Raw genomic sequence first — 23,678 nt, 5'->3', positions numbered from 1 at the left:
TAAATCGGCTCGTTGGCTTCCGCACCGTGATGCTTACGGTATGCTCGTGGACGCAGGAACGCGCGGGCTCCAACGTCCCCCAGCGCTAAAGGCCGGCACCACGGCGCCAAATGACAACGCCCAAGAAAGAACACAACCAGCCGCTGAAAATCACCCCATTCTGGATATTTTGTCGGTGCTCTTGCCTTTTCAAAAGCATCAGACGATCAAGATGATCAACGAACCAGAATATAAGTACCTGTCTCTTCGCAATCAATCATCGACCGTCGCCCTCCAGCAGCTCCGATACGCAGTAATTTCCGCGGAATACGGAAGCTTTCGCCGGGCTGCCGAGGTCCTGCTTATGCGGCAGTCGACGCTGAGCCGTTGCATTCGCCAACTCGAAGAATCCATTGGCGTGACCGTGTTCGAGCGATCGAGTGGCGGCGTATGTACGACGACGGCTGGACGAAACTTCCTCCGAACGGCGCGATCTATCCTCGAACAAATGGATGCGCTCGTTACGTCCGCGCGCTACGACGGCCGCGGAGAGGCCGGTAGGCTGGCTGTGGGTTTTTATACGTCTCTGTCCGCCGGCAACTTGCGGGCGACGTTGGTTGATTTCAGGCAGCGGTGCCCGCAGGTCGAACTTCGCATGGTTGAAAGATCCCGGATGCGCTTGGTGACCGCATTATGCAATGGTGCAATTGATGTTGTCATCGCAACGGATGCGGGGCCTCTTTTTGAAAGTAAGGTCGTGCCGCTGTGGAGCGAACGCATTTTGGTTGCCCTGCCAGAGGGTCATCAACTAGCTACCAAGAAATCGATCTACTGGACCGATCTCCGGAATGAGACAGTTCTTCTCAGCCAGTATGATCCGGGACGAGAACTCGAAGATCTCTTGATGGCAAAGCTCGTTTCGACAGCAGATCGTCCCAAAATCGAGCGACATGACGTTAGTAGAGGCATCATCAAGACCCTCATCACCATAGGCTTGGGTGTCAGCCTGGTCGCAGAATCCGACATCGGCGTCAATTTTGCTGGCCTCACCTATCGAGAGGTACGTGACGGCACAGGGCCAAGCCAAGTTCACTATTCAGCGCACTGGCGCAAGGATAACGATAATCCGGCGCTCGCAAATTTTCTCAAACTGTTGAGCGAACGCTATCCCTTGCCCTGCGCAGGCTGACTCTTGCGGCGCGCTTTCGCAAAAGCTCGATCGGTCGCCATGAACCGCGCCAGCATCGGCGCGACCAGCTTTGCTGGATCCGGTATCGACTGTCCGGTCTCACGGGCGAGCAGGTCGGCGTAAACGGCGAGGTCCCGATGAACAATTTGCTGGCAAATCCACAGTAGCTTGACAGGCTTGGCATCGGCAATGGCGCCGAGCTTTAACTTGGCCATTTCTTCCCTCACACTTTGTACGGTTCAAGGACCAGGTCGCGATTGACGATCACTCGCACCGGGAAACCCGGTCGAATAGTCAGGGTAGGCTGCATGCTGAGGTTACGCCGAACGATCTGTTGGCCGGTCTGATTAATAGAGTCCCCTGCCCCACGGCGAAGCGCCTGGAGGACGGCACTGTCACCGTTTCCGGCGCGAGCGCCGAGTTCGGCCCCGACGCTAAGCAAGGTTGACAGCAGCGCCGCCTTGAATAGCTCGCCCCAATGATGATCGACCTCGTCCTGAAGCCCAGCATATCCCGCTGTGTCGGCCCCCGGCTGGCGCTCAAGGATGATCGATCGGCCGTTCGGCATAATCAAGCGTGTCCAGACCAAGAGGGTGCGCGACTGGCCGTAGGCGACCTGGCTGTCGTAGATTCCGATGAGTCGCGCTCCCTGCGGACGGAATATCTGCGCTGCGTCGCACCGTTGCGCGGCATCGCGAGCGGCGCCTTGATCGCCGCCGTCCCCCATGGCTGCACCCACGGGATACGGCCGGCCTCCAGCTCGGCGATGATCTTGTCGGTGATTTCGGTGTAAAGGCTCGCGCGGTCGTTGCCGGCACGAACTCGGGCGGTGTGTTTGGACATCGCGGTTCTCCGCGACGGGCGCCGGAAGCCTCTCCTCCGATCTTCAACCCGTCGCGGCAGACCCGGCCCGCACTCTCACTCTTAGCGACCGTGACGCCGCGTACACTTTGGGAAGCGGGATTCTCGACCGCGCGGCGGTCTTTGCGTCAGGGACGGAAGCCCGAAGGGTCAAGACCTGCGAAGCGGGGCTTCAGCGCAGCCGACAGCCCGGTCTTGCAGGGAGTCGCTAAATAGCGCCGGAGCGAAGCGCAGGCAGCAGAAAGAGGCCGCCGCAGGAGCGTCAGCATAGCGCCGACGCGAGAACCGCGGCGGGACGCGGGACCGACTGCAGTCGCGAGACCGGTTAAGAAGGCACCCGCAGAGGGGCAGTGATAGCGACGCCGGAATGAAATGACGGCGGGACCCGAAGGCGAGTGCCACCGGCGAGCGACTCATGATCGCGCGAGGGATCGAAGCCGTATGGCCGAGACGCCCTGCGGCTCGGTTCACCGAGCCCGGTGCGGCCGTTGCCGCACGCGCACCAACGAAAGCCAGGAACTAAGTTCAGGGAATCTGGGACCTCCTCGCGAGCTTTGGTCTGCGCGTCAAAGATTCGAATCTGAAGCATTGGGAACGTTTTCACAGCCTCTTCAACTGCCGTGGCGCCGTCCCGGATCGCAAATGCGGCCTTCAGTCGGCTAGCCACTCCAAGCGCGTGACCTGAAGCGGGTAGTTCGCGGGCGCGCACTGCACTCCAAAGCTTGAGCTCCCGCCATTACGAATCCCAGCCTTGTGTTAGCAGGGGAACGAATGGCGGACATAAAGATTCGTCGTATCAGGAGCTATTACAATGCTGATGACGAATGCACGAAGGCCGGCGATACGGTCGCTGCGCGGATGGGCGATCCACGTGCTCCAGGAAGAGGGCGCCATCCGCGAGTGCGAGGAACACGGTTGGATGCAGGATCGCACCGATTCGCATGCGCGGGAGCGGGCCCTCGATATCGCCCGTCGAGACCCGCCAGCTGGCATCTCCCCTAATGAAGCGGCGGCAGAGGTTCGCGACGTGCTGGATTCGATCGGTGATACCTGCCCAGAATGCCCCCCTGACTAGAAGGGCCGGCGCCGAACATCGACGCCAGCCCGGCCCTGCGACTCAGCGGCCCAGCCGTTTCTCCACGCGCTTGCGCGCGTTGCCGACCTTCTTGACGGCCTTTTTCACCGCCGCCGCTGCCTTTCCGGTCTTCTTCGCCTCATATCGCACTTCTAGTCCTGCCCGCCGGCCACCCTCGCTCGGTCCTGTTTTCGCCCGCGCGCCGTCTTCGTCTTCTTCGCTACCGCCATGGGTTCCTCCTGTTCATGGCGTAGAGGCAACGCAACAAGGATTCAGCAGTTCCGGAACGATTCCTAGTCTGTCACTTTGAATCGTCGTTGCGTGGAGTTCTTCATTGGCGTTTCAGGGTCGAAAGAATGAGGTGATCGGCGTTAAGGCGGCCCTGCCCGACTTCGTCGAGCCGGCCCTGGCATCCTCGATCGGGCGGGTGCCGTCCGGCGATCGCTGGATTCACGAAATCAAGTTCGACGGCTACGTGTTCAGGTCCATCTAGCCAACGAGGCTGCGAAGATCTTCACCCGGCGCGGCCATGATTGGACGCATCGCTTCAAGAAGGTTGCCCATGACGCCTGGCGGATCAAGGCGAACTCGGCCGTGGTGGACGGCGAGATCGTGGTACCGGCCGCCGACGGCACGACCGACTTCTCGGTCTTGCAGAACGAGCTTAAGGGCAAGTCGACGACCATCATGCTTGTGGCGTTCGATCTGCTCTATCTGAACGGCCGCGATCTCCGAAAGCTACCGCTCTTTCAGCGCAAGGCCGAATTGAAGAAGATCTTAGACGGCACCGATATCCAGTTCAGCGAAAGTTTCGAGATCGACGGCCGGGAGATGTTCGCACACGCCTGCAAGCTCGGCCTCGAAGGCGTCGTATCAAAGGCTAGGGGCAGCGCCTATCCGACAGGACGCACGAACGACTGGGTCAAGAAGACCTGCGCGCAGCGAGAAACGCTGACCATTGCCGGTTTCGCGCTCGATGGTACGAAGTGGGACGGGCTCTACGTCGGCCGGCGCAAGGGCGACGATCTGGTCTACGCCGGCAAGGTCGACCACGGCTTCGACAAGGTCTCGGCCGCCGATCTGCAGAAGCGGCTTAAACCCCTCATCCGAAGGACCCAGCCCTATGCCAAGCGCATCGGCCACAAGGGCATCTGGGTTGAACCCAAGCTTCTGGCCGAGATCGAGTATCGCGCGAAGTCGGCTGAGGGAAAGGTCCGGCACCCGTTCTTCCGGGGCCTGCGGGAGGACTTGTGATGGATGCCTTCGATCGGTTCTGGCGGTGGGCGGACAAGCCGTCGGAAAGTCCGCTCACGATTCCGGCCGAGCTACATCAGGCAGTCATGGAGCTCACTCCTGAGAACCGACGTGACCGGGCCGCGTTGAACCAAGCTGCAGCACGCGTGCTAGATCCCGAACGATGAACGCTTGAAGGGGACCGCTGGCCTGCACCCGTTGGTACGGCCAAAGACTTAACCTCGCGCGCGCCGCAGCGCAGCTTCCAATCGCTCCTTCTCCTTATCCCAGCGGGCTTTTTCGGCTTGCAATCTCTTCTCGAGAGCCTCGACCTCGGCCTGGATGACGGCGGCCCGCTTCCCGTGCTCCTGCTCGGCCTTATCCAACGCAGCCTGCGCCTTGTCGATGGCCTGCTGACGCCGTTCACGGTCCTTCTGCCTGGTGGCCTCTTCCTTCGCCCGTTCACGCTCGACACGCTTCTGCTCTCGTTCGTAGGCGAGAGCCGCCTTTCGTTCCGCCGCCTTGTCGACGGGGCGAGACGAAGGCCCTTTCGGCCTAGGACCTTTCGACTTGCGGGCGGCTTTCGTTGCCCCCGTACCGCCAAGATCGGTGGAGAGCTCGGCATGCTCACTAAAGGGCCGGTCGGTTCCAACCGGGCGCCTGAGAACGACGCCGGGCTTTGCCATGGTCGCGGCGACGACATCCGGATCGTGGCTCTCCTTTGCCGCGCCCTGGTGGAAGAGATTACTGTCGGCGCCCCACGCCTCCAGAGCCGCCTTCATGGATGGCGCGGCGATCGCCTGATCGAAAAAGCCCAGCGAGGTCTGATAGGTTTTCAGTTTTCTGACCATCGGCCTGATCCGCCCTCCTCGATCGATCGTCAACGTCACGCACGCCACGGAGCCTGCGGAACACGACGCGGCCTCGAAGCGTTCCCTAATCCTTGAAGGACGTCCATGCATTTCGCAACGCGCTCTTAAAAGGATTGGCTTCGAATGAGCCGGACGTCGACCCTGCCCAAGCGCCTGCAGCCGATGCTCGCTACGCTCACCGACGCGCCGTTCGACGATCCCGGCTGGGTTTTCGAGGACAAGTACGACGGCTTCCGGATGATCGCGGAAATCCGGCGGGGCAAGGTTGCGCTCTACAGCCGCAATGGCAAGATCATCAGCCGCAGCTATATCGAGGTCGCCAAAGCGCTGGAGGGCGTGAAGGGCGACGCCGTGATCGACGGCGAGCTCGTCGCGATCGGAAAGGACGGCGTCTCGCATTTCCAGCTGCTCCAAAATGCGCTGCGCCATGAAGCGAAGCTCCTGTATTGCGCCTTCGATCTCATGTTTAAGAACGCAGTGGACTTGCGCAAGCAGCCTCTCCTCGAACGCAAGAAACGACTGAAGGCGATTCTACCGCGCGACAAGCTGGTCGCCTTCAGCGCTCACCGCAAAGGGGATGGTACCAAATTCTTTGCCGAGGCAGAGCGGAAGGGTTTGGAAGGCGTCATGGCGAAGCGCGCCGACAGCGCGTATACGTCCGGAAGCCGGACCCCGGATTGGCTGAAGATCAAGACGGCAAAGCGACAGGAAGTGGTGATCGCCGGCTTCACGGCGCCCAGGCGCACCAGGCCGTTCTTCGGCGCCCTGGTCCTCGCCGTGCGGGAAGACGACGCATGGCGCTACATCGGACATGTAGGCACTGGCTTCAGCCACAAGGTCCTGGAAGACCTCCATGCCAAGCTCGTGAGGCTGACGGTTCCTAAATCACCCTTCCCTGCCAAAGTGAAGGACGAGGCCGCCACGACCTGGGTAAAGCCCTCGCTGGTTGCCGAGGTCAAATTCGCGGAGTGGACGGGCAAGGGCGAACTGCGCCAACCCGTCTACCTCGGGCTCAGGTCCGACAAGCGGGCGAAGGATGTCGTGCACGAGCGAGAACGTCCGCGCAAATAGCGCTTCCCTTCGGGCGTAACTGGCAAACGGAACGAATTAACGCCTTCACCTCTTCCGCTGAGAATTCCCTCCGCGGTCGTGTGTTCAGTCCCCTCCAAGGTCGTGGATATTCGGTAGCATGCCCCCAGGCGTGATTTCGAGCGTCGCAAGCGTGATCGGCAGCTTGAAGCGTCGCCGTCCCGCGCTGCCGGGATTGAGGTAAAGGATGCCGCCGACCGTGTCGATCTTCGGTACGTGGGAATGTCCGGAAACGATGACGTCGATGCCGGCGCGGGCATCGGCCTGCAGCGTCTTCAGGTCGTGCAGAACGTAGATCGACTTTCCCGCCAAGCGCACAAGGTTCGTGTCGGGGTATTCGCGAGCCCACTCGCCATCGTCCACGTTTCCACGGATGGCGGTGACAGGCGCGATCCGGCGAAGCGCGTCGACGATCTCGGGGCGCCCGATGTCGCCGGCATGAATAATGTGATCGACGCCCGTCAGGCTTCGTTCCGCCTCGGGCCTCAACAGGCCGTGCGTGTCTGAAATGATTCCAATCCTGAACATCATTTTTCGTCGCTCTCAGCCGCGATCGCCAAAAGACGATCGAGAAGTTCTACCTGAGCGGACAGCATCTTAGTCCGCGCGAACTCGATATCGAACCATTCCGCGCGGTCTACTTCGGGAAAGCTCTGCCGTCGACCGCTTCGGCGCGGCCATTCGATATCGAAGGTATTGCTGGTCAGCGCCGCCGGGTCAAAATGGCCCTCGCCGGCGGATGCGATGACGCGCTTCCCTCCTCGCTGTCGGATCTCCCCGAGCGGTTGGAGTGGACCAATCGAAGCGCTGTGGCCGAGCTCCTCGGCAACCCGAACACGTCGACTGCCGCGCTACCCGACCGAAGTTCGACAAGGGCGCTTTAGGACGGGCTGTTTCCGGCGGTCCGGATCAGCCGCCAGCTCGCCAGGCTTGAAAGGACGGCGATGAACGCCGCGACGATAAGCGCCGCACCGAAACCGGCGCCCACGCTGGCATGCACGGCGCCGGCGAGGGCGTTCTGGATGGGAGCCGGCAGCGCGGCCAACGCGCCTTGCGCGTCGCCACCGACGATGCGCAGGCTGAGATCGTGCCAGTCGACCGCGTGGTCGGGCACAAGGGATGTCCCGAGGTTGCGCAGGTTGGCTTCCGCAACGCCGGCGAGGACCGCGCCGAGACCGGCGACGCCGGTGATGATGCCGATGAACCGCGTCGTGCTGGCAAGGCCCGAGGCCATGCCGGCGCGCTCGTTGCGCTTTCGCCGTCTCGCTGTTCAGCAGCCCAGCGCCCGACCCGGTTATGAACATGCCGATCGCGACCAGGCCGAGGCCGAAACACAGGATCGCTCGGCTCGACATGCTTGCTGCAAGCCTGCCGCCGATGCTCGGACCGATCAGCAGCGGCAGGGCGAAGGGCGTCATGGCAAGGCCGGCGATCGCCGGCGAAAGAACGAAGGCATCCTGCAGATAGAGCGGCAGGATCGTCATCATGACCTGAGCAGCCGCTGCATAACCGAGCATCGCGACCGCGGCGCCGACAACGGTCGGATCGCGAAAGATCGACAGGTCGATCATCGGGCGCTGATGCCGGCGTTCGGCGAAGACGAAGGCGACCAGCAGGATCGCGCCGACGACGAGGCGCAGCATCGTGCGCGGGCTCTCCCAGCCCACGCTGTTGGCGTCGATGAGCGCCCACACCACGCTGAACAGGCCGGCGCCGAAGAGCACGATGCCGAGATAATCCAGGCCTGAGGCCTTAGGGTCGCGGGACTCACCGACCGAGGTGAGGGCGAGTGCGATCAGCCCCGCACTCAAGGGCAGGTTGATGTAGAACGCCCATCGCCATCCGAGATAGGACGTGACCAGGCCACCGACGATCGGCCCGAGAGGGGGCGCCATACCCATAACGGTGCCCCAGATCGCGTAGACCCTGGCGCGCTCATGCGCCTCGAAACCCTGGGCGACGACAGCGAGCGAGGATGTGAGCTGCAGGGCGGCGCCGACCGCCTGCCACGCGCGCGCTGCATTGAGCGTGAGCAGATCGGGCGCCGCGCCACACAGGAAAGAGGCGAAGGTGAAGATCGACAATCCGAGGATCAGCATGCGCCGGCGTCCGAGTCGATCGGCGAGCGCGCCGGCGGGCATCAAGAGCGCGGCAAAGGGAAGGATGTAGGCGCTCACCACCCATTCGACGTCGGTGAAGCCGCCCTTGAGGTCGCGCGCGATCGACGGCAGCGAGACCGCGACGATGTTGGTGTCGAGCATGATGAGGAACGGCGCGCCGGCGCAGCACAGCAACATGCGCAGCTTGCGGCCCGAAAACCGCGCTGTCGCCGGCGGCGGAAGTGTCTCGTCCCCTGGCGCCGGCGTCGCCGCGCCGACGCCATTACCTGCACCTGTGGGCACGTCGCGTCCGATCGTTATCTATCTATCGATAGGTTCAGCATAACACGCGGCCGTGCCCAGTCAAGCAAAGGCGGCCGTCAATATTCGGATTGAAAGCGAGCTCTCACGCGAACGCGACGAGTTGGGGACGGGAAAATCTCGCCGGCAACGCTTTCAGATCCTCGTTCCAGTCCGTCGCCGCGTGGCCGCGATCGGATGTAGCCAGCCCGGCCTCGGCCGCGATCGCCTGGATGCGCTCGGCATAGACATCGCCTTGCCGATTGTTGTCGGTCGCGGCGACGAGGCGGACATGGCCTCGCGCTACGATCCGGTGAAGCGCCTCTCGTCGGTTGCGGGAGATACGGCGTGAAGCTCGCGCCGGAAACAAAATACTGTCCGAACCGCCGCACGGATTCCTGACACCGCCACCTGACAGCGACAGAGCCCTGCCGGGATGCATCCGGCAGGGCAGTTGCGGATTATCTCAGGCCGCGGGAAGCGGATCGGGCACCGTGGCCTCGTAGAACGGATAGTCGGTGTAACCACGACCGGTGTAGCCATAGAACGTGCTGCGGTCGTAGGGGTTGAGCGGCAGTCCGAGTTTGATGCGCTTCGGCAGGTCGGGATTGGCGATGAAGTGCCGCCCGAAGGCGATCAGGCTGGCATCGCCGTTGGCGACGCTCGCCTCGGCCGTCTCCGGGTTGAATCCGCCCACGGCGATCACCGGTCCCCGGAAGATCTTGCTCAGTTCCTGCGCGGCGACAGGCGCCTGCGCCTCGGCGATTGTTTCACCGCCCTTCACGCGCGGCTCGATGAGATGCAGGTAGGCAAGGCCGAAGTCGTTGAGCCGCTCTGCAACGTGGCGGAACAGGGCTCGTGGGTCGCTGTCGCCCATGCCGTTGAACGTGCCGCTCGGCGCGAGCCGGACACCGACGCGATCGGCGCCCCAGACGTCAGCCAGCGTTTGGGCGACCTCGGCCAGAAACCGCGTCCGGTTCTCGATCGAGCCGCCATACTGGTCGGTGCGTTTGTTCGTGTTGTCTTGCAGGAACTGGTCGACCAGGTGTCCGTTCGCAGCCATGAGCTCGACACCGTCGAAGCCGGCGGCCTTCGCGTTCTGCGCGGCGCTGCGATACTGCTCCAGGATCGTGGCGATCTCCGCCGTCTCGAGCGCACGGTGCGGCGACGTCGGCTCGAAGCCGTCGGGCGTGTCCACGGTGATGCTCGTATCAGCCCAATAAGCTGGATCGACCGAAGCGGTGACGGGCTCCGAGCCCGTGATCGAGATGTGCGTGGTGCGGCCGGCGTGCCAAAGCTGCGTGAAGAAATAGGCGCCCTTCGCGTGAACCGCATCGGTGATGCGCCTCCAACCCGCGATCTGCTCGTCCGTGTAGAGGCCGGGCGCGTGATAATAGCCGCGCGCAGACGGTGCGATCGCCGTCGCCTCGGTGATGATCAAGCCGCCGTTCGATGCACGCTGCGTGTAATATTCAAGCTGCAGGTCGCTCGGGATGCCGGTTCCCGGCTGCGCGCGCAGCCGGCTCATCGGCGGCATGACCACGCGATGCTTCAGCGTGAGCGGTCCGACCTGCACGGGCGTAAATAGCGTCTTTTCGGCATGGTTATCCATCGGAATTCTCCGTCGTATTGAGGCTGCGCGCCATGGGCGCGAGTTGAAGTGCTGCGTCCCGCGCGGGACGCATTGGCCTTGGGCGGTTGGGGGTGCGGGTCACTGCCGGCCGGCCATGATGCCGCCGTCGACCGGAAGGATGACGCCGGTGATGAAGCTCGCCTGGTCAGAAGCGAGGAAGAGGAGGGCTTCGGCTGCGTCAGCCGGCTGGCCGTTGCGTCCGAGCGGATGCATCGCATTGAAGGTCGGCAGGACAGCCTTGACCTGCTCCGGCGTCAGGAAGGTGTTGTAGACCGGCGTTTCGATCACCCCCGGCGCGATCGCGTTCACGCGGATCTTGTAGGGCGCAAGCTCGATCGCGAGGTTCTTGACGAGCGCATGGACGCCGCCGTTCGCGGCGGAGTACGCGGAGGACGGCGTGGCGCCGATCGCCTGGAGGCCCCACATCGAGCCCGTCTGCACGATCGCACCACCATGGCCGGCGTCCTTCATCGCCTTCGCGGCGGCCTGCGCAGCGAAGAACTTGCCCTTCAGGATCGTGTCGATGAAGCGGTCGTATTCGACTTCGGTGAGCTCGAGGAACGGCTTGGGGCCGAAGATGCCGGCATTGTTGAACAGGACATCGAGTCGCCCAAAGCGTTCGAGCGCGACCTTCACCATGTCTTCGCCGGTGCCGGGGAGCGCGATATCACCAGCGTGGACGACGGCACGCTTACCGCTCGGGTCAATTTCCTGAGCGGCGATTGCTGATTTCCTGGCGTCGCGGCCGTTGACCACGACGGACCCGCCCTCTGCGACGAACCGGGTCGCAACCTCCTTGCCGATGCCCGAGCTACCACCTGTGACGATCGCGACCTTATCCTGAAAGCGCATGAAAACTCTCCTGAAAATCTACCTATCGATAGATCAATTGGGGTCGCCGAGATTAATCGCTGGAAATCTTCGTCGTCAAGTTCTATCTATCGATAGAGAGGAACAGAAATATAATGCGAGCGGTTGGCGCGCGGCGGCCTGGGTCAAACAGAGCGGTCGGTTCGTGCACCACAGCCGCCGCCATTACGCGCAGTTGCCTCGACGATGCGAGAGGGATGCCGAAATGACCATGAATTCTGACTTGTCCGCTGCGGCGGCGACCGAGCTGCACAATCGGGTCGCTCGGCAGGTGGTCGCACAGATCATCAACGAGACCAAAGCGGCGGGCGGCTCCTATTCGGACCTTCTCGTGATCTGCGAAAGCGTCCTGGTTGGCGTCGTCGTCGAGTGCTTCAGGCTTGGCCACGACAGCAAGGTGATCGACCTCGTCTTCACCGCTGCCAAGGATCGTCTTGCGAGAGTGCGATTGGAAGATCTCGACGCCAAGGGTACAAGCTGAGAGCGTCTTGAGCGGGCGGGTCCTTCCGCCTCGCCGACGGCAGTCAATGGCGAGGCGTTGATTTGTTCGACGCTGACTGGCGCAGGTCTGCGAAAGCTCCATCTACCGATAGAGGTGAGGCGACCGTGACGGCAAAGCGAGCGGCGCGACCAGGTACCCACTTTCAGTCAACCAACACGTCGTCGGTCTATCGATAGATAGAGCTTGACTCCGCGATGTAGCTCCATTATCTATCTATCGATAGATAGCGTCAACTGTCTTTACAGACCATACGCTGCGCAGTCAGCGCTCGCCAAATCGCAAGGAGCTTTCAAATGTTGTTCCAACACAAGGTCAATATGGAGATCAGCGGCGATCGGACCGCGCTCGTGCTTGTCGATATCCAGAACGACTTCCTCACTGACGGCGGCAAATATTTCGTCATGATCGAGGAGCTGATGAAGAAGAACAACGTGAATGCCAACCTGGAAGCCTTGCTTCGGGCTGCCAAGGATCACGGTTATCCGGTGTTCATGTCGCCTCATTACTTCTTTCCGCACGATCACAAAGGCAAGACCCGCCTGAGCCCGATGGAAGACCTTGCGCTCCACGGGGGGTCGTCGCGCGCGAGAGCCCGCTTCACGCCCACGATGTCCCCGGCGGCGGCGCCGACATTCCCGACCGGTTTAAGCAATACATGGAAGACGAGAATACAACGGTCGTGTCGCGCCATGTCACCTACGCGCCCACGAACGACCTCGCCTATATGCTGCGTCGAAGGAAGATCGAGACCGTCATCATGGCCGGTCCCGTAGCGAACCTCTGCCTCGAAGATCACATGCGCAACCTCATTCGAGACGGCTTTGAGACCGTGATGGTCCGCGACGCCGTCGCCGCAGCGGCGAACGAGGAAGGCTCTGGCCTGGACGCCGCCATGATCAACTGGCGCTTCATGGCAAACGCGGTGTGGACCACAGAAGAGACCGTGCGCCGGATGGCCGAGGCGGCCAAGGCGACCGCCTGAAATCGACGCGGCCCGCGCAGGCCGTCGCCAAAGAAACGACCATCGAACATGGCGCGCCGCCGAGACTTTGAGTTGCGCGTCCACTCAGCATCACCCGCAAGCAAGCACAACCAACTTTTCGATCACAGGAGATTCAAATGAGTAAGGGCACTATACTCGTCATCGGTTCGAACGGGACCGAGCTTGAGGCAAAGGGCGGCGGCACGATCACGATCGGCCAATTCCTGAACGAAACCGCCGTCCCGCTGATGACGCTCGTGGCCGCCGGCTACGATTTCGTCCTCGCCACCCCGACCGGCGAGAAGCCGCACATGGACAAGGACTCGGATGCGCTGATCTACTTCGCGCAGGACAACGAGGCCCGCACCAAGGCTCGCAATTTCTTCAACAACGATCCTGCCATGAACGACGTCCGGACGATCCGCTCGGTGATCGATGCCGGACTTGATCGGTTCGCCGGCGTCTTCTTCCCGGGTGGCCACGCGCCCATCGTGGACGTGATGCAGGACCCCGACGCGGGCGAAGTGCTTCGCTACTTCCACGGTGCCAACAAGCCCACCGCCGCGATCTGCCACGGCCCGATCAGCGTTCTTGCCGCGCTCGACAAGGCACGCGAATTCCGCGCGGCCCTGATCGACGGCAACGAGGTGAAGGCGCGCGAGCTGGGCAAGGGCTGGCAGTATGCCGGCTATCGCATGACCGTCTTCTCGCGCAGCGAGGAGGAATATGCCGAAGATAACGTCTTCCACAAGAAGCTGATCTTCAACATGCCCGACGCGCTCGGAGCAGCGGGCGCCAAGGTCGCCAACGCCGACAACTTCACCTCGTTCGTCGTTGTCGACCGCGAGTTGATTACCGCTCAGAACCCGATGTCGGACCACGAGCTCGCCGCGAAGTTCATCGAGGCCCTCAAGAAGGCGGCCTGAGGCCGCCTCGTCACCGTCACCAGCAGAGCAACACAAAGGCGAAGTAACATGAAGTTCCGATCACTCGCGGTAGCAGGCCTCGCACTATTTGCTTTCACGACCTCCTCGCAGGCGCAGGACGCGTCCTTTCCTCCGGCCAACGGCGGTACGTCGGTCACCAATCCGGCGAGCCACTATTCCTTCACCGACACCGGCGCGAGGGGCGTGAACCCCGAGACCGGCATCCAGGTTTCGAACGTCTGGGGTAACGTCACGCAGGGCGCTCACGGCGCGTTCTTCCGCTTCGATCCGGGGTTTGTGAGCAAGCTCCATACCCATACCTACGACTACTATGCGGTCGTCATCAAAGGTCAGCTGGAGAACTACCAGCCGGGCCAGAAGCAGGTGAAGCTGGGACCGGGTTCGTACTGGTATCAGCGCGGCAAGGAGGCTCACACGACCGCGTGCGTTTCCAAGGAGCCGTGCCAGATCTACATCGTCCAGCAAAACAAGTTCGACGCGCAGATCCCACCCAAGACGGAATAGGCGATAATCGCACCCCTGTCGAACGTCTCTCGGCGGATCGTCGAGCAGCCGTTCTCCTCGCGGCGCGTTGCAAATCCCCCGCAGCAGCGCGCCGCGTGACGAGCGTCCCGCCGTGACAGCGGCCCGGCCAGGCCATCGCGCTGCCGCCCGCCCGCCGGGTCACCCACGCATAGAAACCCTTCATCCGCGACGGCACGCGCCGTCGACGACACACGATTGGACATCACCATGACGACCGAAAGTATCTCCGAACAGAACAAGAAGACCGTTCTGGCCTTCTACAAGGAGGCCCATTTCGACGGCGACGTCGATGGCGCCATCGCCCGCTATGTCGGCGACACCTACATCCAGCACACCCCGGCCGCCGAGGACGGCGTCGAGGGCCTGCGCGCCTACATCAACTTCTTCCTGAAGACCTTCCCGAACGCCAAGGGCGACATTCGCCGCGTCATCGCCGACGGCGACATCGTCGCCGTTCACGCCCACTGGACCGGCCTCATCGGCCCGAATGGCGATGTCGGCGTCGATATCTTCCGTGTCGCAGACGGCAAGCTCGTCGAGCACTGGGACGTCCTCGCCCCCATCCCCGACGCGTCGAAGAACGACAACACGATGTTCTGACGCCCCGGTCGAGGGCCGCTACGGCGGCCCGCAACGCGTGGGTGCGGACGCGCAGGAGATATCATCGTGGCCAATCGCAACACAAATCTGACCAACCCGCCGGTGGAGGCGGTGGTCGACGCGATCAGCGCTACGCCTGGCTTCTTCGGCTGGCGGGTCGTCGCCGCAGCTTTCACCGTCGCGGTGTTCGGCTGGGGCACCGGCTTCTACGGCCCGCCCGTCTATCTCGAGGTCGTGCGCCAATCGCGAGGCTGGCCGATCGCGCTCATCTCAGGCGCCGTGACCCTGCATTTCCTGGTCGGCCTCGCCCTCATCCCGAACCTGCCCGGCCTTTATCGGCGCTTCGGACTGCCGATCGTCACCGTCGCTGGCGGTGTCGTCATGGCGATCGGCGTTCTGGGCTGGGCCCTGGCGAACGCGCCGTGGCAGCTCTACGCGGCGGCGTTCTTGTCCGGTATCGGATGGTCCGTCCTCGGCGCGGTCGCCGTCAACGCCATCGTCTCCCCCTGGTTTGCCGCCAAACGTCCTTTGGCGCTAGGCGTGGCATTCAACGGTGGCAGCGTCGGAGGCGTAATCTTCTCGCCCTTCTGGGTCGCCTTGATCGACAGGATCGGCTTCCCGGCCGCGGCACTGGTGGTTAGTGCGGCGATGCTCGCCACTCTCGGCGCGTTGGCAGTCTTCGTGCTGACGCGAACACCGGAGGGCCTGAACCAGGCCCCCGACGGCGGCCCCTTCACCGCTGCGGTTCTTTTCGCCGGCGCGCCCGCTGAAACGGCCGCCCCGCCTGCCCGCCTCCGCCTTTTCCGCGATCGCGCCTTTCTCACGCTATGCATCGGAATGACCCTGGCCCTGTTCGCGCAAACCGGGCTGGTGGCGCACCTCGTCTCGGTGCTCGCGCCCACGCTCGGAAGGCAAGGCGCTGGGCTTGCCGCTGGCGCGTCTGGCGTGGCGGCCGTCGTCGGCCGCGTCGCCGTCGGCTGGCGCGCATCGGGCACCTCGAACTGGCGCGCTATCGCGTCATACAGCCTTGTTGCGCAAGCGCTGGGATGCGGCGTGTTTCTCCTCGCGCACGGAAGCAGTCCGGCCCTCCTCGTGTTCGGTGTCGTGCTCTTCGGCCTTGGGGTCGGTAATGCCATCTCTGTTCCGCCGGTGATCGCCAATCTCGAATTTACCAAGGGAGACGCTGCCCGGGCTGTGGCGTTGATCGTCGCCATCTCGCAGGGCGCTTATGCCATCGCTCCCGCCGTGTTCGGTCTCTTCCGCGAACTTTGGTCTGACCAGATCATATTCGTCGCATCGGTTGCGATTCAGGTCGCGGCGATTGTCGCTTATCTCTTAGGCGCAGGGCGCGCCTCGCCGCCGCACGCGGCCATCGACTAGCAGCGTCAACCAGACGGGCAGCGACGTATCTGCCCACGATCTCGGTCAGGGCGCACCAGCTGTTGTCGCCAGCGCATGCCCGGCTGCGTCGCACGTTACGCGCACGACCGTTCTTCTCTGCCTCTCGAAGCATCGACCTTGAAAGGGCCTTTCGCGCCTGGCGCGTGGCCTGAGGGAGCACGGCACGCGACGGCCGTCGCGCGCAGACCAGCTCCGAAATCGTGTCACTCAGCCACTTTGCTCGCTTCTGGCCAGGCTTCCATCGCAACCCGGCCGATGTTCTCAAGCTTCGCGCGGCTTGCTCCATCCCGGGCCTGAACGGCCATTCCGCGAACGATCGCGTGGATAAAGGCGGCAAGCGCATCGACATCGATCGTGCTCGGCATGTCGCCGTCACGGATTCCCTTTCGGATCCGGTCGGCGAGGTAGACCTCGGACGCCGCGCGATACTCGACCATCATGTCGCGGATCGGCACGAGGTCGGGCGCCTGATGCGTCCCCGACAGCGAAACCATGCAACCGCGCGGCAAGTCCTCGCGGGTGAACTGCTCCGCAGCCGACTCCAGGAGATGCGCAAAGGCTTCGCGCGTCGTCGCACCTTCCTCTGACAGCGCGCCCTGGATCCAGTTCTGGGCATAATCCATGAAGTTCTCGGTCGCCTCGCGGTAGAGGCGCTCCTTGCTGCCGAACGAGTTATAAAAGGTCGACGGGCTGATGCTCATCTTGGAGATGAGCTCCTCGAAGGTCGTGCCCTCGTAGCCATTGTCCCAAAACAGCTTCATCGCCTCGCGCAATACTAATGGGCGGTCGAATGTCGACGGCCGACCGCGGCCGCGTTTTTGTGGCTCTGACATTTTTGGTGCCCTTACTCCAAAATTCGCTTGACTTGGTTTGGCCTCTCGCCGTATTGATGATTATAGGAGCAGTTACTCCAAAAATAAAGACCCTTTCGAATATCCCTCGAAACACGGCAGGCACACCATGAGCGACAATCTTCTGAAAGCCCCGGTCGACAGCGCAGCGACCAATAAATCCAGCCATCGCAAGATGTTGCGCTGGCAGCTCCCGCTTCTCGCTCTGCTCATCGCCGGTGGCGTGGGCGGGTTTGCATATTTCAGCCAGGAGGCCTCCCATGCCTCGGTGCCCCCCGCGGCTCCACTAGCGGCCGTGACCGTCATCAACCCCTTGCAGCGCGACGTCGAAGCGCGCCTCGGAGCGATCGGTCAGTTCTCGGCCATCAATCGGGTCGAGCTGCGCGCCCAGGTCGGCGGCACGCTCTCCGAGATCCACTTTGAAGACGGGCAGATTGTCCATAAGGGCGACCTCTTGTTTGTCGTCGACCCTCGGCCCTATGAGATCAAGCTCGGCCAGGCGAATGCCGCGCTCGAATCTGCCAAGTCGCGTCACAGGCTCGCGACCAACCAGCTGGAGCGGACGCAAGCTCTACTCAAGACCGGCAACTCGACTCGGGAAATCTTCGACCAGCGCGTTTCAGAGCAGCAGGCCGCCCAAGCCGCGATCGACGACGCTCAATCGCGCATCCGCGACGCACAGCTCGATCTCGAATACACCAAGGTGACGGCGCCCTTCACGGGCCGCATCGGCGCCCGGCAGGTCTCAGTAGGCGGCCTGATTGCCGGCAGCCGCGCCGCCACGAGCCCGACGACGCTGCTCGCGACGCTCGTCTCGCTCGACCCGATCTACCTCGACTTCGACATGAGCGAGCAGGACTACCTGACCTTCCAGCGGCAGCGCCAGAAGCAAGCCGGCCCGCTCGACAACAAGGCCGAGGCATCGCTGAGCGATGAAACCAGCTATGGCTACCAGGGCGCACTCAACTTCCTCGACAACACGGTCAATCGCTCGAGCGGCACGATTCATGCTCGCGCGACATTCAAGAACCCCGATCTCTTCCTGGCACCCGGACAGTTTGCCCGTGTTCGCATCGGCTTGACCGCTCCGGCCCCCGCGCTCCTCGTGCCCGACGCTTCGGTTCTTGCGGATCAGTCGTCGCATATCGTCCTTACCGTCAGCGACAAGAACGTCGTCGTGCCGAAGCCCGTAGAGCTCGGTGACCTGCGCGACGGCCTGCGCGTCGTCCGCTCGGGTCTCGCTCCCACTGACAGGGTCATTGTCGACGGTATCCCGGCGGCTCGTCCCGGCTCGGTCGTCGACCCGCGCGTTGCGCCGTCCAAGGTCGCGTGGAACAAGACCGCGACCGAATGAGGCCGCGATGCAGCCGATATCAGGCTGCATGAGGAAAGACAGTCTCGGCGTCGTCCCGAGCCCCTCCAAGACGGATGAGCGTTTGGTCGCTCCTCCGTCTCGAAGGCTTAATTGAGAGAAAAGCGCACGAAAGCACAGCCCTATCGATAGATAGAGTATTGACTCGCCCCCGCCCGTCCCTCTAATTGTCCAAACAATCTATCGATAGATAGTTACGGTTTGAACTTCACGCGGTGTCGACCGTGCTCGCTCAAGCCGCGTCTAGTCAAAAACCAGGCTGAGTCGAACCATGAAGCTCGCGCATTTTTTCATCGATCATCCCCGCTTCGCGACGGTGATCAACATCTTCTTCGTGCTGATCGGTCTCGCGATGCTGACGTCGCTGCCAGTCGCGCAATATCCCAATATCGTTCCGCCGACAGTGCAGATCACGACGGCCTACCCTGGCGCTTCCGGCCAGACCGTGGCGCGCACGGTCGCCACCCCGCTCGAGCAGGCGGTGAACGGCGTCGAGAACATGGACTACATCACCAGCCAGTCAACCGGGAACGGCCTTCTGACCATTACGGTCATCTTCAAGGTCGGCACCGATCCCAACACGGCACTGATGCTGACCCGAAACCGGGTCCAGGACACGCTCTCACGCCTCCCGCAGGAGGTGCAGCTTCAGGGCGTGCAGGTCAAGAAAACCATCCCGGCGCTCCTGCTCGGCGTGCATCCTTACTCGCCCGACGGTTCTCGCAGCGCAGAATATATCTCGAACTACTTCATCCTCCACGTCAAAGACGAAATTTCCCGACTGCCGGGCGTTGCAGACCTGTGGAATCTCGGCGAACGGCAATATGCCATGCGGATCTGGGTCGATCCCGACAAGGCCGCCTCCTCCAATATCAGTGCAAATGAGATCCTGAGCGCATTGCGCGCCCAGAACGCCCAGGTCTCGGCAGGCGTCCTCAACAAGCCGCCGGTGGCGAATCCGGCGGCCTATGAGATCAGCGTCGAGGCGCTCGGCCGTCTGACTACGCCCGAACAGTTCGGCGACGTCATCGTCAAGTCAGACGCGCAAGGCCGGGTGACGCGGATCCGTGATATCGCGCGCGTCGAGCTTGGCGCCGCCGACTACGGCTCGAAAGCCTATGCCGACCGCTACGACTCGTCGCCGTTCTGGGTGATTGCTCAGCCAGGCGCAAACGTCGTCCAGGTCGAGAAAGCGGTGTGGGACAAGATGGCGGAACTGAAGAAAAGCTTCCCGGCCGGTCTCGACTACCTCAACATTTACGATCCGACGACCTTCGTCAGCCAGTCAATCGACGAAGTCGTGCACACAATCTTCGAAGCCATCGTCCTCGTCGTGATCGTGGTGTTCGTATTCCTGCAAAACTGGCGGGCGACGATCATCCCGGTGTTGGCCATCCCGATTTCCCTCATCGGTACCTTCACGATCCTCGCCGTCTTCGGGGTTTCGATCAACAATTTGTCGCTGTTCGGTCTCGTCCTCGCGGTCGGTATCGTCGTCGACGACGCGATCGTCGTGGTGGAAAATGTCGAGCGCAACATGCAAGCGGGCATGTCGCCGCGCGAGGCCGCGCACCAGACGATGACCGACGTCTCGACGGCATTGATCGCCATCGCGTTGACGCTCTGCGCCGTTTTCGTTCCCGCTGCTTTCATTTCCGGGATCGGCGGTCTGTTCTTCAAGCAGTTCGCAATCACGATCTCGGCCTCGACCGTGATCTCGTGTTTCGTCTCTCTGACGCTGAGCCCCGCCCTGTGCGCCGTCCTGCTCAAGCCGCATCCGACCGGCGAGCACGCCAAGCCGCGTGGTCTCGGCCGGATCACGCGTGCCGTATTCGGCCGCTTCAACCACGGCTTTGAGTGGCTGTCGTCTGCGTATGGCAAGTTGACCGCGCGTTTCGTCCGCGTCACCGCCATCATCGCCCTCGTCTACGTCGCGCTGATCGGTCTCACGGGTTTCCAGATGTCGCGGATGCCCACGGGCTTCATCCCCGAGCAGGACATTGGCTACCTGGTCGTGGTCATTCAGCTTCCGCCTGGATCGAGCCTTGCCCGCACGGACGAGGTTGTCCGTCAGGTGAACGACATCGCGCTCAACATTCCGGGAATGGAGCATACCTCGCCGGTCACTGGTTTCGACGTTACGACGAACACGGTCGCGCCGAACGCCGGCACGATCTTTGTCGCGCTGCCGTCGCTCTATGGAAAGAATATTCCGGGCGTGAACGCTGCGGCGATGCTCAAGATCCTTCGCGAGAAGCTCGCCGTCTTGAAGGACGCCTATGTCATCGCGGTCATGCCGCCGCCCGTGCAGGGCCTCGGCTCGGCAGGCGGTTTCAAGCTGATGCTCGAGGATCGCGGCGGTCTTGGAGCCCAGGCGCTCGCCAAAGCCGCAAACGATCTCGTCGCGGCCGCGAACAAGGATCCGACGTTCGCGGGCGTGTTCACCCTCTATAATGCCGGATCGCCGTCGCTCTTCGCCGACATCGATCGGTTGAAGGCGGAGAAAGTCGGTCTGACGCCGACCGACGTGTTCTCGACGCTGCAGCTCTATATCGGCTCGCAATACGTCAACGACTTCAACTACCTCGGCCGCACCTTCCAGGTGATTGCGCAAGCCGCCGGGCAGTTCCGCGGAACGCCGGACGACATCGCGCGTCTGAAAGTGCGCAACACCGCCGGCGAGATGGTGCCGATCGGCTCGGTCGCGACCTTCCGCAACGAGACGGCGCCTTACCGAGTCCCCCGCCACAATCTCTACCCCGCAGCCGAGATCATGGGAGCGGCCGGAGCGGGCATTTCTTCGGGCACGGCTATGACGCGGATGGAGGAGCTGGCCAAGCAGGCGCTTCCGATGGGTGTCGCGTTCGAGTGGACCGAACTGTCGTATCAGGAGAAGCAGCAGGGCACGCCAACGATCCTCGTCTTCGCGGCGGCCGCGCTCTTCGTCTTCCTCGTCCTGGCCGCTCAGTACGAAAGCTGGAAGACGCCGCTGTCGATCGTGCTGATCCTGCCGATGTGCCTTCTCACCGCAGCCGCCGGCTTGCAGCTGCGCGGTATGCCGATCGACATCCTGGCGCAAATCGGGTTCGTCGTGCTGGTAGGCCTCGCCGCAAAGAATGCGATCCTCATCGTCGAGTTCGCCCGGCAAGAGCAGGCGCGGGGCGAGTCGCCCGAACAGGCGGCGGTCGGCGCGGCGAAGACACGCCTTCGGCCGATCCTCATGACGTCGTTTGCATTCATCCTGGGCGTCTTGCCGCTCGCGACCGCGACCGGCGCCGGCGCCGAGATGCGGCAATCGCTCGGAACCGCCGTGTTCTTCGGGATGCTCGGGGTGACGATCTTCGGGCTTCTCTTCACGCCGGCCTTCTATGTGATGATCCAGAGGTTCCGGGCAAAGAAGGCAGATGCGGTGGAGGAGGCTTCGGTTTCCCAATCCGCTTGACCTCGACCGGGACGGAGATCGGCGCGTTGCTGGTCTCCGTTCCGGTCGTTCCCGTTGTTTTCGTTGAACCGAAAAGAAGAGCCAGGTCGTGGACGCCGAATTGGATATCCCGCACTCCGTGCTGATCGAGGGACAGCGGATTGCCTTCTCGCAGACCGGGAAGGGATGCCGCGTCGCGCTGCTGCACGGGATTCCGACGTCCCGCCTCCTGTGGCGCCACGTCGTGCCCTTGCTCGCAGAGCGAGGGTGCGAGGTGACGGCGATCGATCTCCTCGGATAAACGATCCGTTGGGATTGTCATCGGCAAGCGACCGCCGCGAGCACGGCGTCATCTTGAAGAACGAGCGCCGAAAAACCGTTGCGCCGGTCCGGCCGATATCTCCGGGTGCCGTAGCGGAAGCCCTATTGGGCTACGCGCGCAATCTCTGGGTAGTATTGCGGGCTCTCGCGTCGGTCGAGCATGCCGTAGTCGCGCACGATGCGCACGACGCGATGCCTGACCACGCCAGCGCTGGCGGCAGGACTGACGTCGAACGCCTCCGCCGATCGGCGGTCGCGCCACGACGTGAGGAGCGCCAATTTCCCCTCGTTGTAGATGCTCGCGAAGACGTCATGGTCCAGCAGAGCCGGACGGTGTCGATCGAGCGCCAGTAGCTCTGCGAGGTTCTCGGGGACGGGGTTGCCGGCGGGAGAGATTTCAGTCAGCGCAACAAATTTTGCGTCGCCGACCTCGGTCTCGTCCAGCCGCTGCTCGACGAGCTTTACCCCGTCCGGCGGCGTTGAATCGGACACGACCTCGCCGACACGCAGGTGGTAGTCCTGAAAAACCTCGTCGCGGCCGCGTTGTTGCGTCTCATGGTGCTTGGCGATCGTGCGCCATCGAACGACGGACTTTTCGTCGCGCCAGGTCGAATGTGAGAGAATCCACCCTGGCCGGCGCTTGCTCTCAAACCGTTCGTTGTCAATGAAACCGTCGATCCCCTCAAGGATTGGCTTCAGGTCTTTGGCGAGCGCGAGGTAAAGCTCGAATTCGCTGCGCTTTGGGTGGACTTCGAAAATAACAGAGAACATTCTGCTGAACCCGTTCGCTTGGAGTTTCAATCGGGAACAGCGCCGCCGTCTCGGCGGATCACGGTCCGCAACACCTTGGTCAGGCAGAACCGTTCCTTATTCGAATGCCGACCGAATCGTCTAGCACAATGTCCTATCGATAGATAGATTAAAGTTGTTGCTTTTTGGTCTTTCAAAGCCCTACCTATCGAGAGATAGCCCATGGGAGCAGACCTGATGAGTGATGTCGCTGCCGCCATCATGGACGCCGCTGAGCGGCGGATGCGGAGAGGCGGCTTCAACGGTTTCAGTTTTCGCGAGATCGCCGCGGATGTCGGCGTGAAGAGTTCGAGCGTGCATTACCACTTCCCGACCAAGGAAGATCTCGCTGCAGCTGTCATCAAGCGCTACACCGCCGAGACCGCGGAACTGATCGAGCGCGAGCTCGGCAAGGAGAGTAACCCGATCAAGGTCTGGGTGAAGGCGTTTCGCGGAACGCTTCACTCGCAGGATCGGATGTGCCCGTGCGCAGTGCTCGGAGCTTCATCGCAGGATCTGCCCCCGGAGGTGGCCGCCGAGGTCAAGCGCTTCTTCAAGATGTGCCATGACAAGCTTGTCGAGGAAGGCTTGCCGCCGGACGAGGCGTCTCAGTTGCTTTCCACAATCACCGGCGCACTCGTGGTCGCCAACGCGGTGAACGATTTCAGCGTCTACGACAACGCCACAAGGGAATTCACCAAGAGCAAGAAGCCTGCGCCGATGAAGGCGGCGGCGCGCCGTCTCAAGTAGTAGAACCGGCACCCGAA

The 23,678-nt window shown here is 62.6% G+C and carries 23 protein-coding genes and 4 pseudogenes; 15 read left to right on the top strand and 12 right to left on the bottom strand.

Features of this window, described 5'->3' with window-relative positions:
• Window positions 1-46: 46 nt before the first annotated feature.
• Complete coding sequence (locus ACH79_RS25365; RefSeq protein WP_371419274.1) at window positions 47-1,168, top strand: LysR family transcriptional regulator; 1,122 nt, start codon at window positions 47-49, stop codon at window positions 1,166-1,168.
• On the opposite strand, the gene ACH79_RS25360 is transcribed toward ACH79_RS25365, so the two are convergent.
• The 3 genes and pseudogenes from ACH79_RS25360 to ACH79_RS25350 form a co-directional block, all read right to left on the bottom strand.
• Entirely contained in the window at window positions 1,144-1,383 is a 240-nt protein-coding gene (locus tag ACH79_RS25360) for a DUF2274 domain-containing protein (RefSeq protein ID WP_161853416.1), read from the bottom strand. The two genes, ACH79_RS25365 and ACH79_RS25360, sit on opposite strands and share 25 nt — an antisense overlap.
• 8 nt (window positions 1,384-1,391) lie before the next feature.
• Window positions 1,392-1,823, bottom strand: a pseudogene (locus tag ACH79_RS25355) (TrbI/VirB10 family protein); the annotation flags it as partial.
• 2 nt (window positions 1,824-1,825) lie between these two features.
• Window positions 1,826-2,011, bottom strand: a pseudogene (locus ACH79_RS25350) (ArdC-like ssDNA-binding domain-containing protein); the annotation flags it as partial.
• A gap of 829 nt (window positions 2,012-2,840) precedes the next feature.
• Here ACH79_RS25350 and ACH79_RS25345 point away from each other — a divergent pair.
• Window positions 2,841-3,104 carry a hypothetical protein gene (locus ACH79_RS25345; RefSeq protein WP_161853415.1) on the top strand — a complete coding sequence of 88 codons (264 nt, stop codon included), beginning with the start codon at window positions 2,841-2,843 and terminating at the stop codon, window positions 3,102-3,104.
• Window positions 3,105-3,146: 42 nt separating this feature from the next.
• Here ACH79_RS25345 and ACH79_RS25340 read toward each other — a convergent pair.
• Window positions 3,147-3,334, bottom strand: a pseudogene (locus ACH79_RS25340) (DUF3606 domain-containing protein).
• 104 nt (window positions 3,335-3,438) lie between these two features.
• On the opposite strand from ACH79_RS25340, the pseudogene ligD (ACH79_RS25335) reads away from it, so the two are divergent.
• Window positions 3,439-4,358: pseudogene (gene ligD, locus ACH79_RS25335) on the top strand (non-homologous end-joining DNA ligase).
• A 215-nt stretch (window positions 4,359-4,573) separates the two neighbouring features.
• Here ligD (ACH79_RS25335) and ACH79_RS25330 read toward each other — a convergent pair.
• Window positions 4,574-5,188, bottom strand: a complete 615-nt coding sequence (locus tag ACH79_RS25330; RefSeq protein ID WP_161853414.1) for a cell envelope biogenesis protein TolA — start codon at window positions 5,186-5,188, stop codon at window positions 4,574-4,576.
• A 144-nt stretch (window positions 5,189-5,332) separates the two neighbouring features.
• Here ACH79_RS25330 and ligD (ACH79_RS25325) point away from each other — a divergent pair, with 144 nt between their 5' ends.
• Window positions 5,333-6,280 carry a non-homologous end-joining DNA ligase gene (gene ligD / locus ACH79_RS25325; RefSeq protein ID WP_161853413.1) on the top strand — a complete coding sequence of 316 codons (948 nt, stop codon included), beginning with the start codon at window positions 5,333-5,335 and terminating at the stop codon, window positions 6,278-6,280.
• An 84-nt stretch (window positions 6,281-6,364) separates the two neighbouring features.
• Here the strand turns inward: ligD (ACH79_RS25325) and ACH79_RS25320 are convergent, their stop codons facing one another.
• The 5 genes from ACH79_RS25320 to ACH79_RS25300 form a co-directional block, all read right to left on the bottom strand.
• Window positions 6,365-6,829 (bottom strand): metallophosphoesterase family protein, encoded by a 465-nt coding sequence (locus ACH79_RS25320; protein WP_161853412.1) that lies wholly within the window; start codon window positions 6,827-6,829, stop codon window positions 6,365-6,367.
• Between the two features lie 320 nt (window positions 6,830-7,149).
• On the bottom strand, window positions 7,150-8,700 hold the full coding sequence (locus ACH79_RS25315) for an MFS transporter (RefSeq protein WP_202639031.1): 1,551 nt from the start codon (window positions 8,698-8,700) through the stop codon (window positions 7,150-7,152).
• Window positions 8,701-8,803: 103 nt separating this feature from the next.
• The gene (locus ACH79_RS25310; RefSeq protein ID WP_371419273.1) at window positions 8,804-9,067 is read right to left on the bottom strand and encodes a toprim domain-containing protein; all 264 of its coding nucleotides are present in this window, start codon (window positions 9,065-9,067) and stop codon (window positions 8,804-8,806) included.
• Between the two features lie 96 nt (window positions 9,068-9,163).
• Complete coding sequence (locus ACH79_RS25305; RefSeq protein WP_246738710.1) at window positions 9,164-10,234, bottom strand: alkene reductase; 1,071 nt, start codon at window positions 10,232-10,234, stop codon at window positions 9,164-9,166.
• A gap of 174 nt (window positions 10,235-10,408) precedes the next feature.
• Window positions 10,409-11,182: an SDR family NAD(P)-dependent oxidoreductase gene (locus tag ACH79_RS25300; RefSeq protein ID WP_161853410.1), complete on the bottom strand. Its 774-nt coding sequence runs from the start codon at window positions 11,180-11,182 to the stop codon at window positions 10,409-10,411.
• Between the two features lie 223 nt (window positions 11,183-11,405).
• Here ACH79_RS25300 and ACH79_RS25295 point away from each other — a divergent pair, with 223 nt between their 5' ends.
• From ACH79_RS25295 to ACH79_RS25265, 7 genes are all read left to right on the top strand, one after another.
• Window positions 11,406-11,681, top strand: a complete 276-nt coding sequence (locus ACH79_RS25295) for a hypothetical protein (RefSeq protein WP_161853409.1) — start codon at window positions 11,406-11,408, stop codon at window positions 11,679-11,681.
• Between the two features lie 314 nt (window positions 11,682-11,995).
• On the top strand, window positions 11,996-12,475 hold the full coding sequence (locus ACH79_RS45170) for an isochorismatase family protein (protein ID WP_371419272.1): 480 nt from the start codon (window positions 11,996-11,998) through the stop codon (window positions 12,473-12,475).
• On the top strand, window positions 12,358-12,684 hold the full coding sequence (locus tag ACH79_RS44810) for an isochorismatase family protein (protein WP_256380270.1): 327 nt from the start codon (window positions 12,358-12,360) through the stop codon (window positions 12,682-12,684). The genes ACH79_RS45170 and ACH79_RS44810 overlap by 118 nt, the downstream gene beginning before the upstream one ends.
• Before the next feature lie 137 nt (window positions 12,685-12,821).
• Window positions 12,822-13,610, top strand: coding sequence for a type 1 glutamine amidotransferase domain-containing protein (locus tag ACH79_RS25280; protein WP_161853406.1), 789 nt, complete (start codon window positions 12,822-12,824; stop codon window positions 13,608-13,610).
• Between the two features lie 48 nt (window positions 13,611-13,658).
• Window positions 13,659-14,135, top strand: a complete 477-nt coding sequence (locus tag ACH79_RS25275; RefSeq protein ID WP_161853405.1) for a cupin domain-containing protein — start codon at window positions 13,659-13,661, stop codon at window positions 14,133-14,135.
• Window positions 14,136-14,363: 228 nt separating this feature from the next.
• Window positions 14,364-14,756 (top strand): ester cyclase, encoded by a 393-nt coding sequence (locus ACH79_RS25270; protein ID WP_161853404.1) that lies wholly within the window; start codon window positions 14,364-14,366, stop codon window positions 14,754-14,756.
• A 66-nt stretch (window positions 14,757-14,822) separates the two neighbouring features.
• Window positions 14,823-16,136, top strand: a complete 1,314-nt coding sequence (locus ACH79_RS25265; protein WP_246738108.1) for an MFS transporter — start codon at window positions 14,823-14,825, stop codon at window positions 16,134-16,136.
• A gap of 224 nt (window positions 16,137-16,360) precedes the next feature.
• Here the strand turns inward: ACH79_RS25265 and ACH79_RS25260 are convergent, their stop codons facing one another.
• A complete protein-coding gene (locus tag ACH79_RS25260; RefSeq protein WP_161856549.1) occupies window positions 16,361-16,918 on the bottom strand; it encodes a TetR/AcrR family transcriptional regulator in 558 nt (185 codons plus the stop codon).
• Between the two features lie 199 nt (window positions 16,919-17,117).
• Here ACH79_RS25260 and ACH79_RS25255 point away from each other — a divergent pair, with 199 nt between their 5' ends.
• From ACH79_RS25255 to ACH79_RS25245, 3 genes are all read left to right on the top strand, one after another.
• Entirely contained in the window at window positions 17,118-18,362 is a 1,245-nt protein-coding gene (locus ACH79_RS25255) for an efflux RND transporter periplasmic adaptor subunit (RefSeq protein WP_161853403.1), read from the top strand.
• 289 nt (window positions 18,363-18,651) lie between these two features.
• A complete protein-coding gene (locus ACH79_RS25250) occupies window positions 18,652-21,822 on the top strand; it encodes an efflux RND transporter permease subunit (protein WP_161853402.1) in 3,171 nt (1,056 codons plus the stop codon).
• Between the two features lie 88 nt (window positions 21,823-21,910).
• Window positions 21,911-22,102 carry an alpha/beta fold hydrolase gene (locus ACH79_RS25245; RefSeq protein ID WP_161853401.1) on the top strand — a complete coding sequence of 64 codons (192 nt, stop codon included), beginning with the start codon at window positions 21,911-21,913 and terminating at the stop codon, window positions 22,100-22,102.
• Window positions 22,103-22,224: 122 nt separating this feature from the next.
• Here ACH79_RS25245 and ACH79_RS25240 read toward each other — a convergent pair whose 3' ends face one another.
• Window positions 22,225-22,893, bottom strand: coding sequence for an antibiotic biosynthesis monooxygenase (locus ACH79_RS25240; protein ID WP_161853400.1), 669 nt, complete (start codon window positions 22,891-22,893; stop codon window positions 22,225-22,227).
• 216 nt (window positions 22,894-23,109) lie between these two features.
• Between ACH79_RS25240 and ACH79_RS25235 the strand changes: the two genes are divergently transcribed.
• A complete protein-coding gene (locus ACH79_RS25235) occupies window positions 23,110-23,661 on the top strand; it encodes a TetR/AcrR family transcriptional regulator (protein ID WP_246738107.1) in 552 nt (183 codons plus the stop codon).
• Window positions 23,662-23,678: the final 17 nt, after the last annotated feature.

The sequence above is a fragment of the Bradyrhizobium sp. CCBAU 051011 genome (assembly GCF_009930815.1).
Taxonomy (GTDB): domain Bacteria; phylum Pseudomonadota; class Alphaproteobacteria; order Rhizobiales; family Xanthobacteraceae; genus Bradyrhizobium.
The sequence above is the reverse complement of the archived record's forward strand: the minus strand, read 5'-3'. Positions and strand labels throughout refer to the sequence as shown.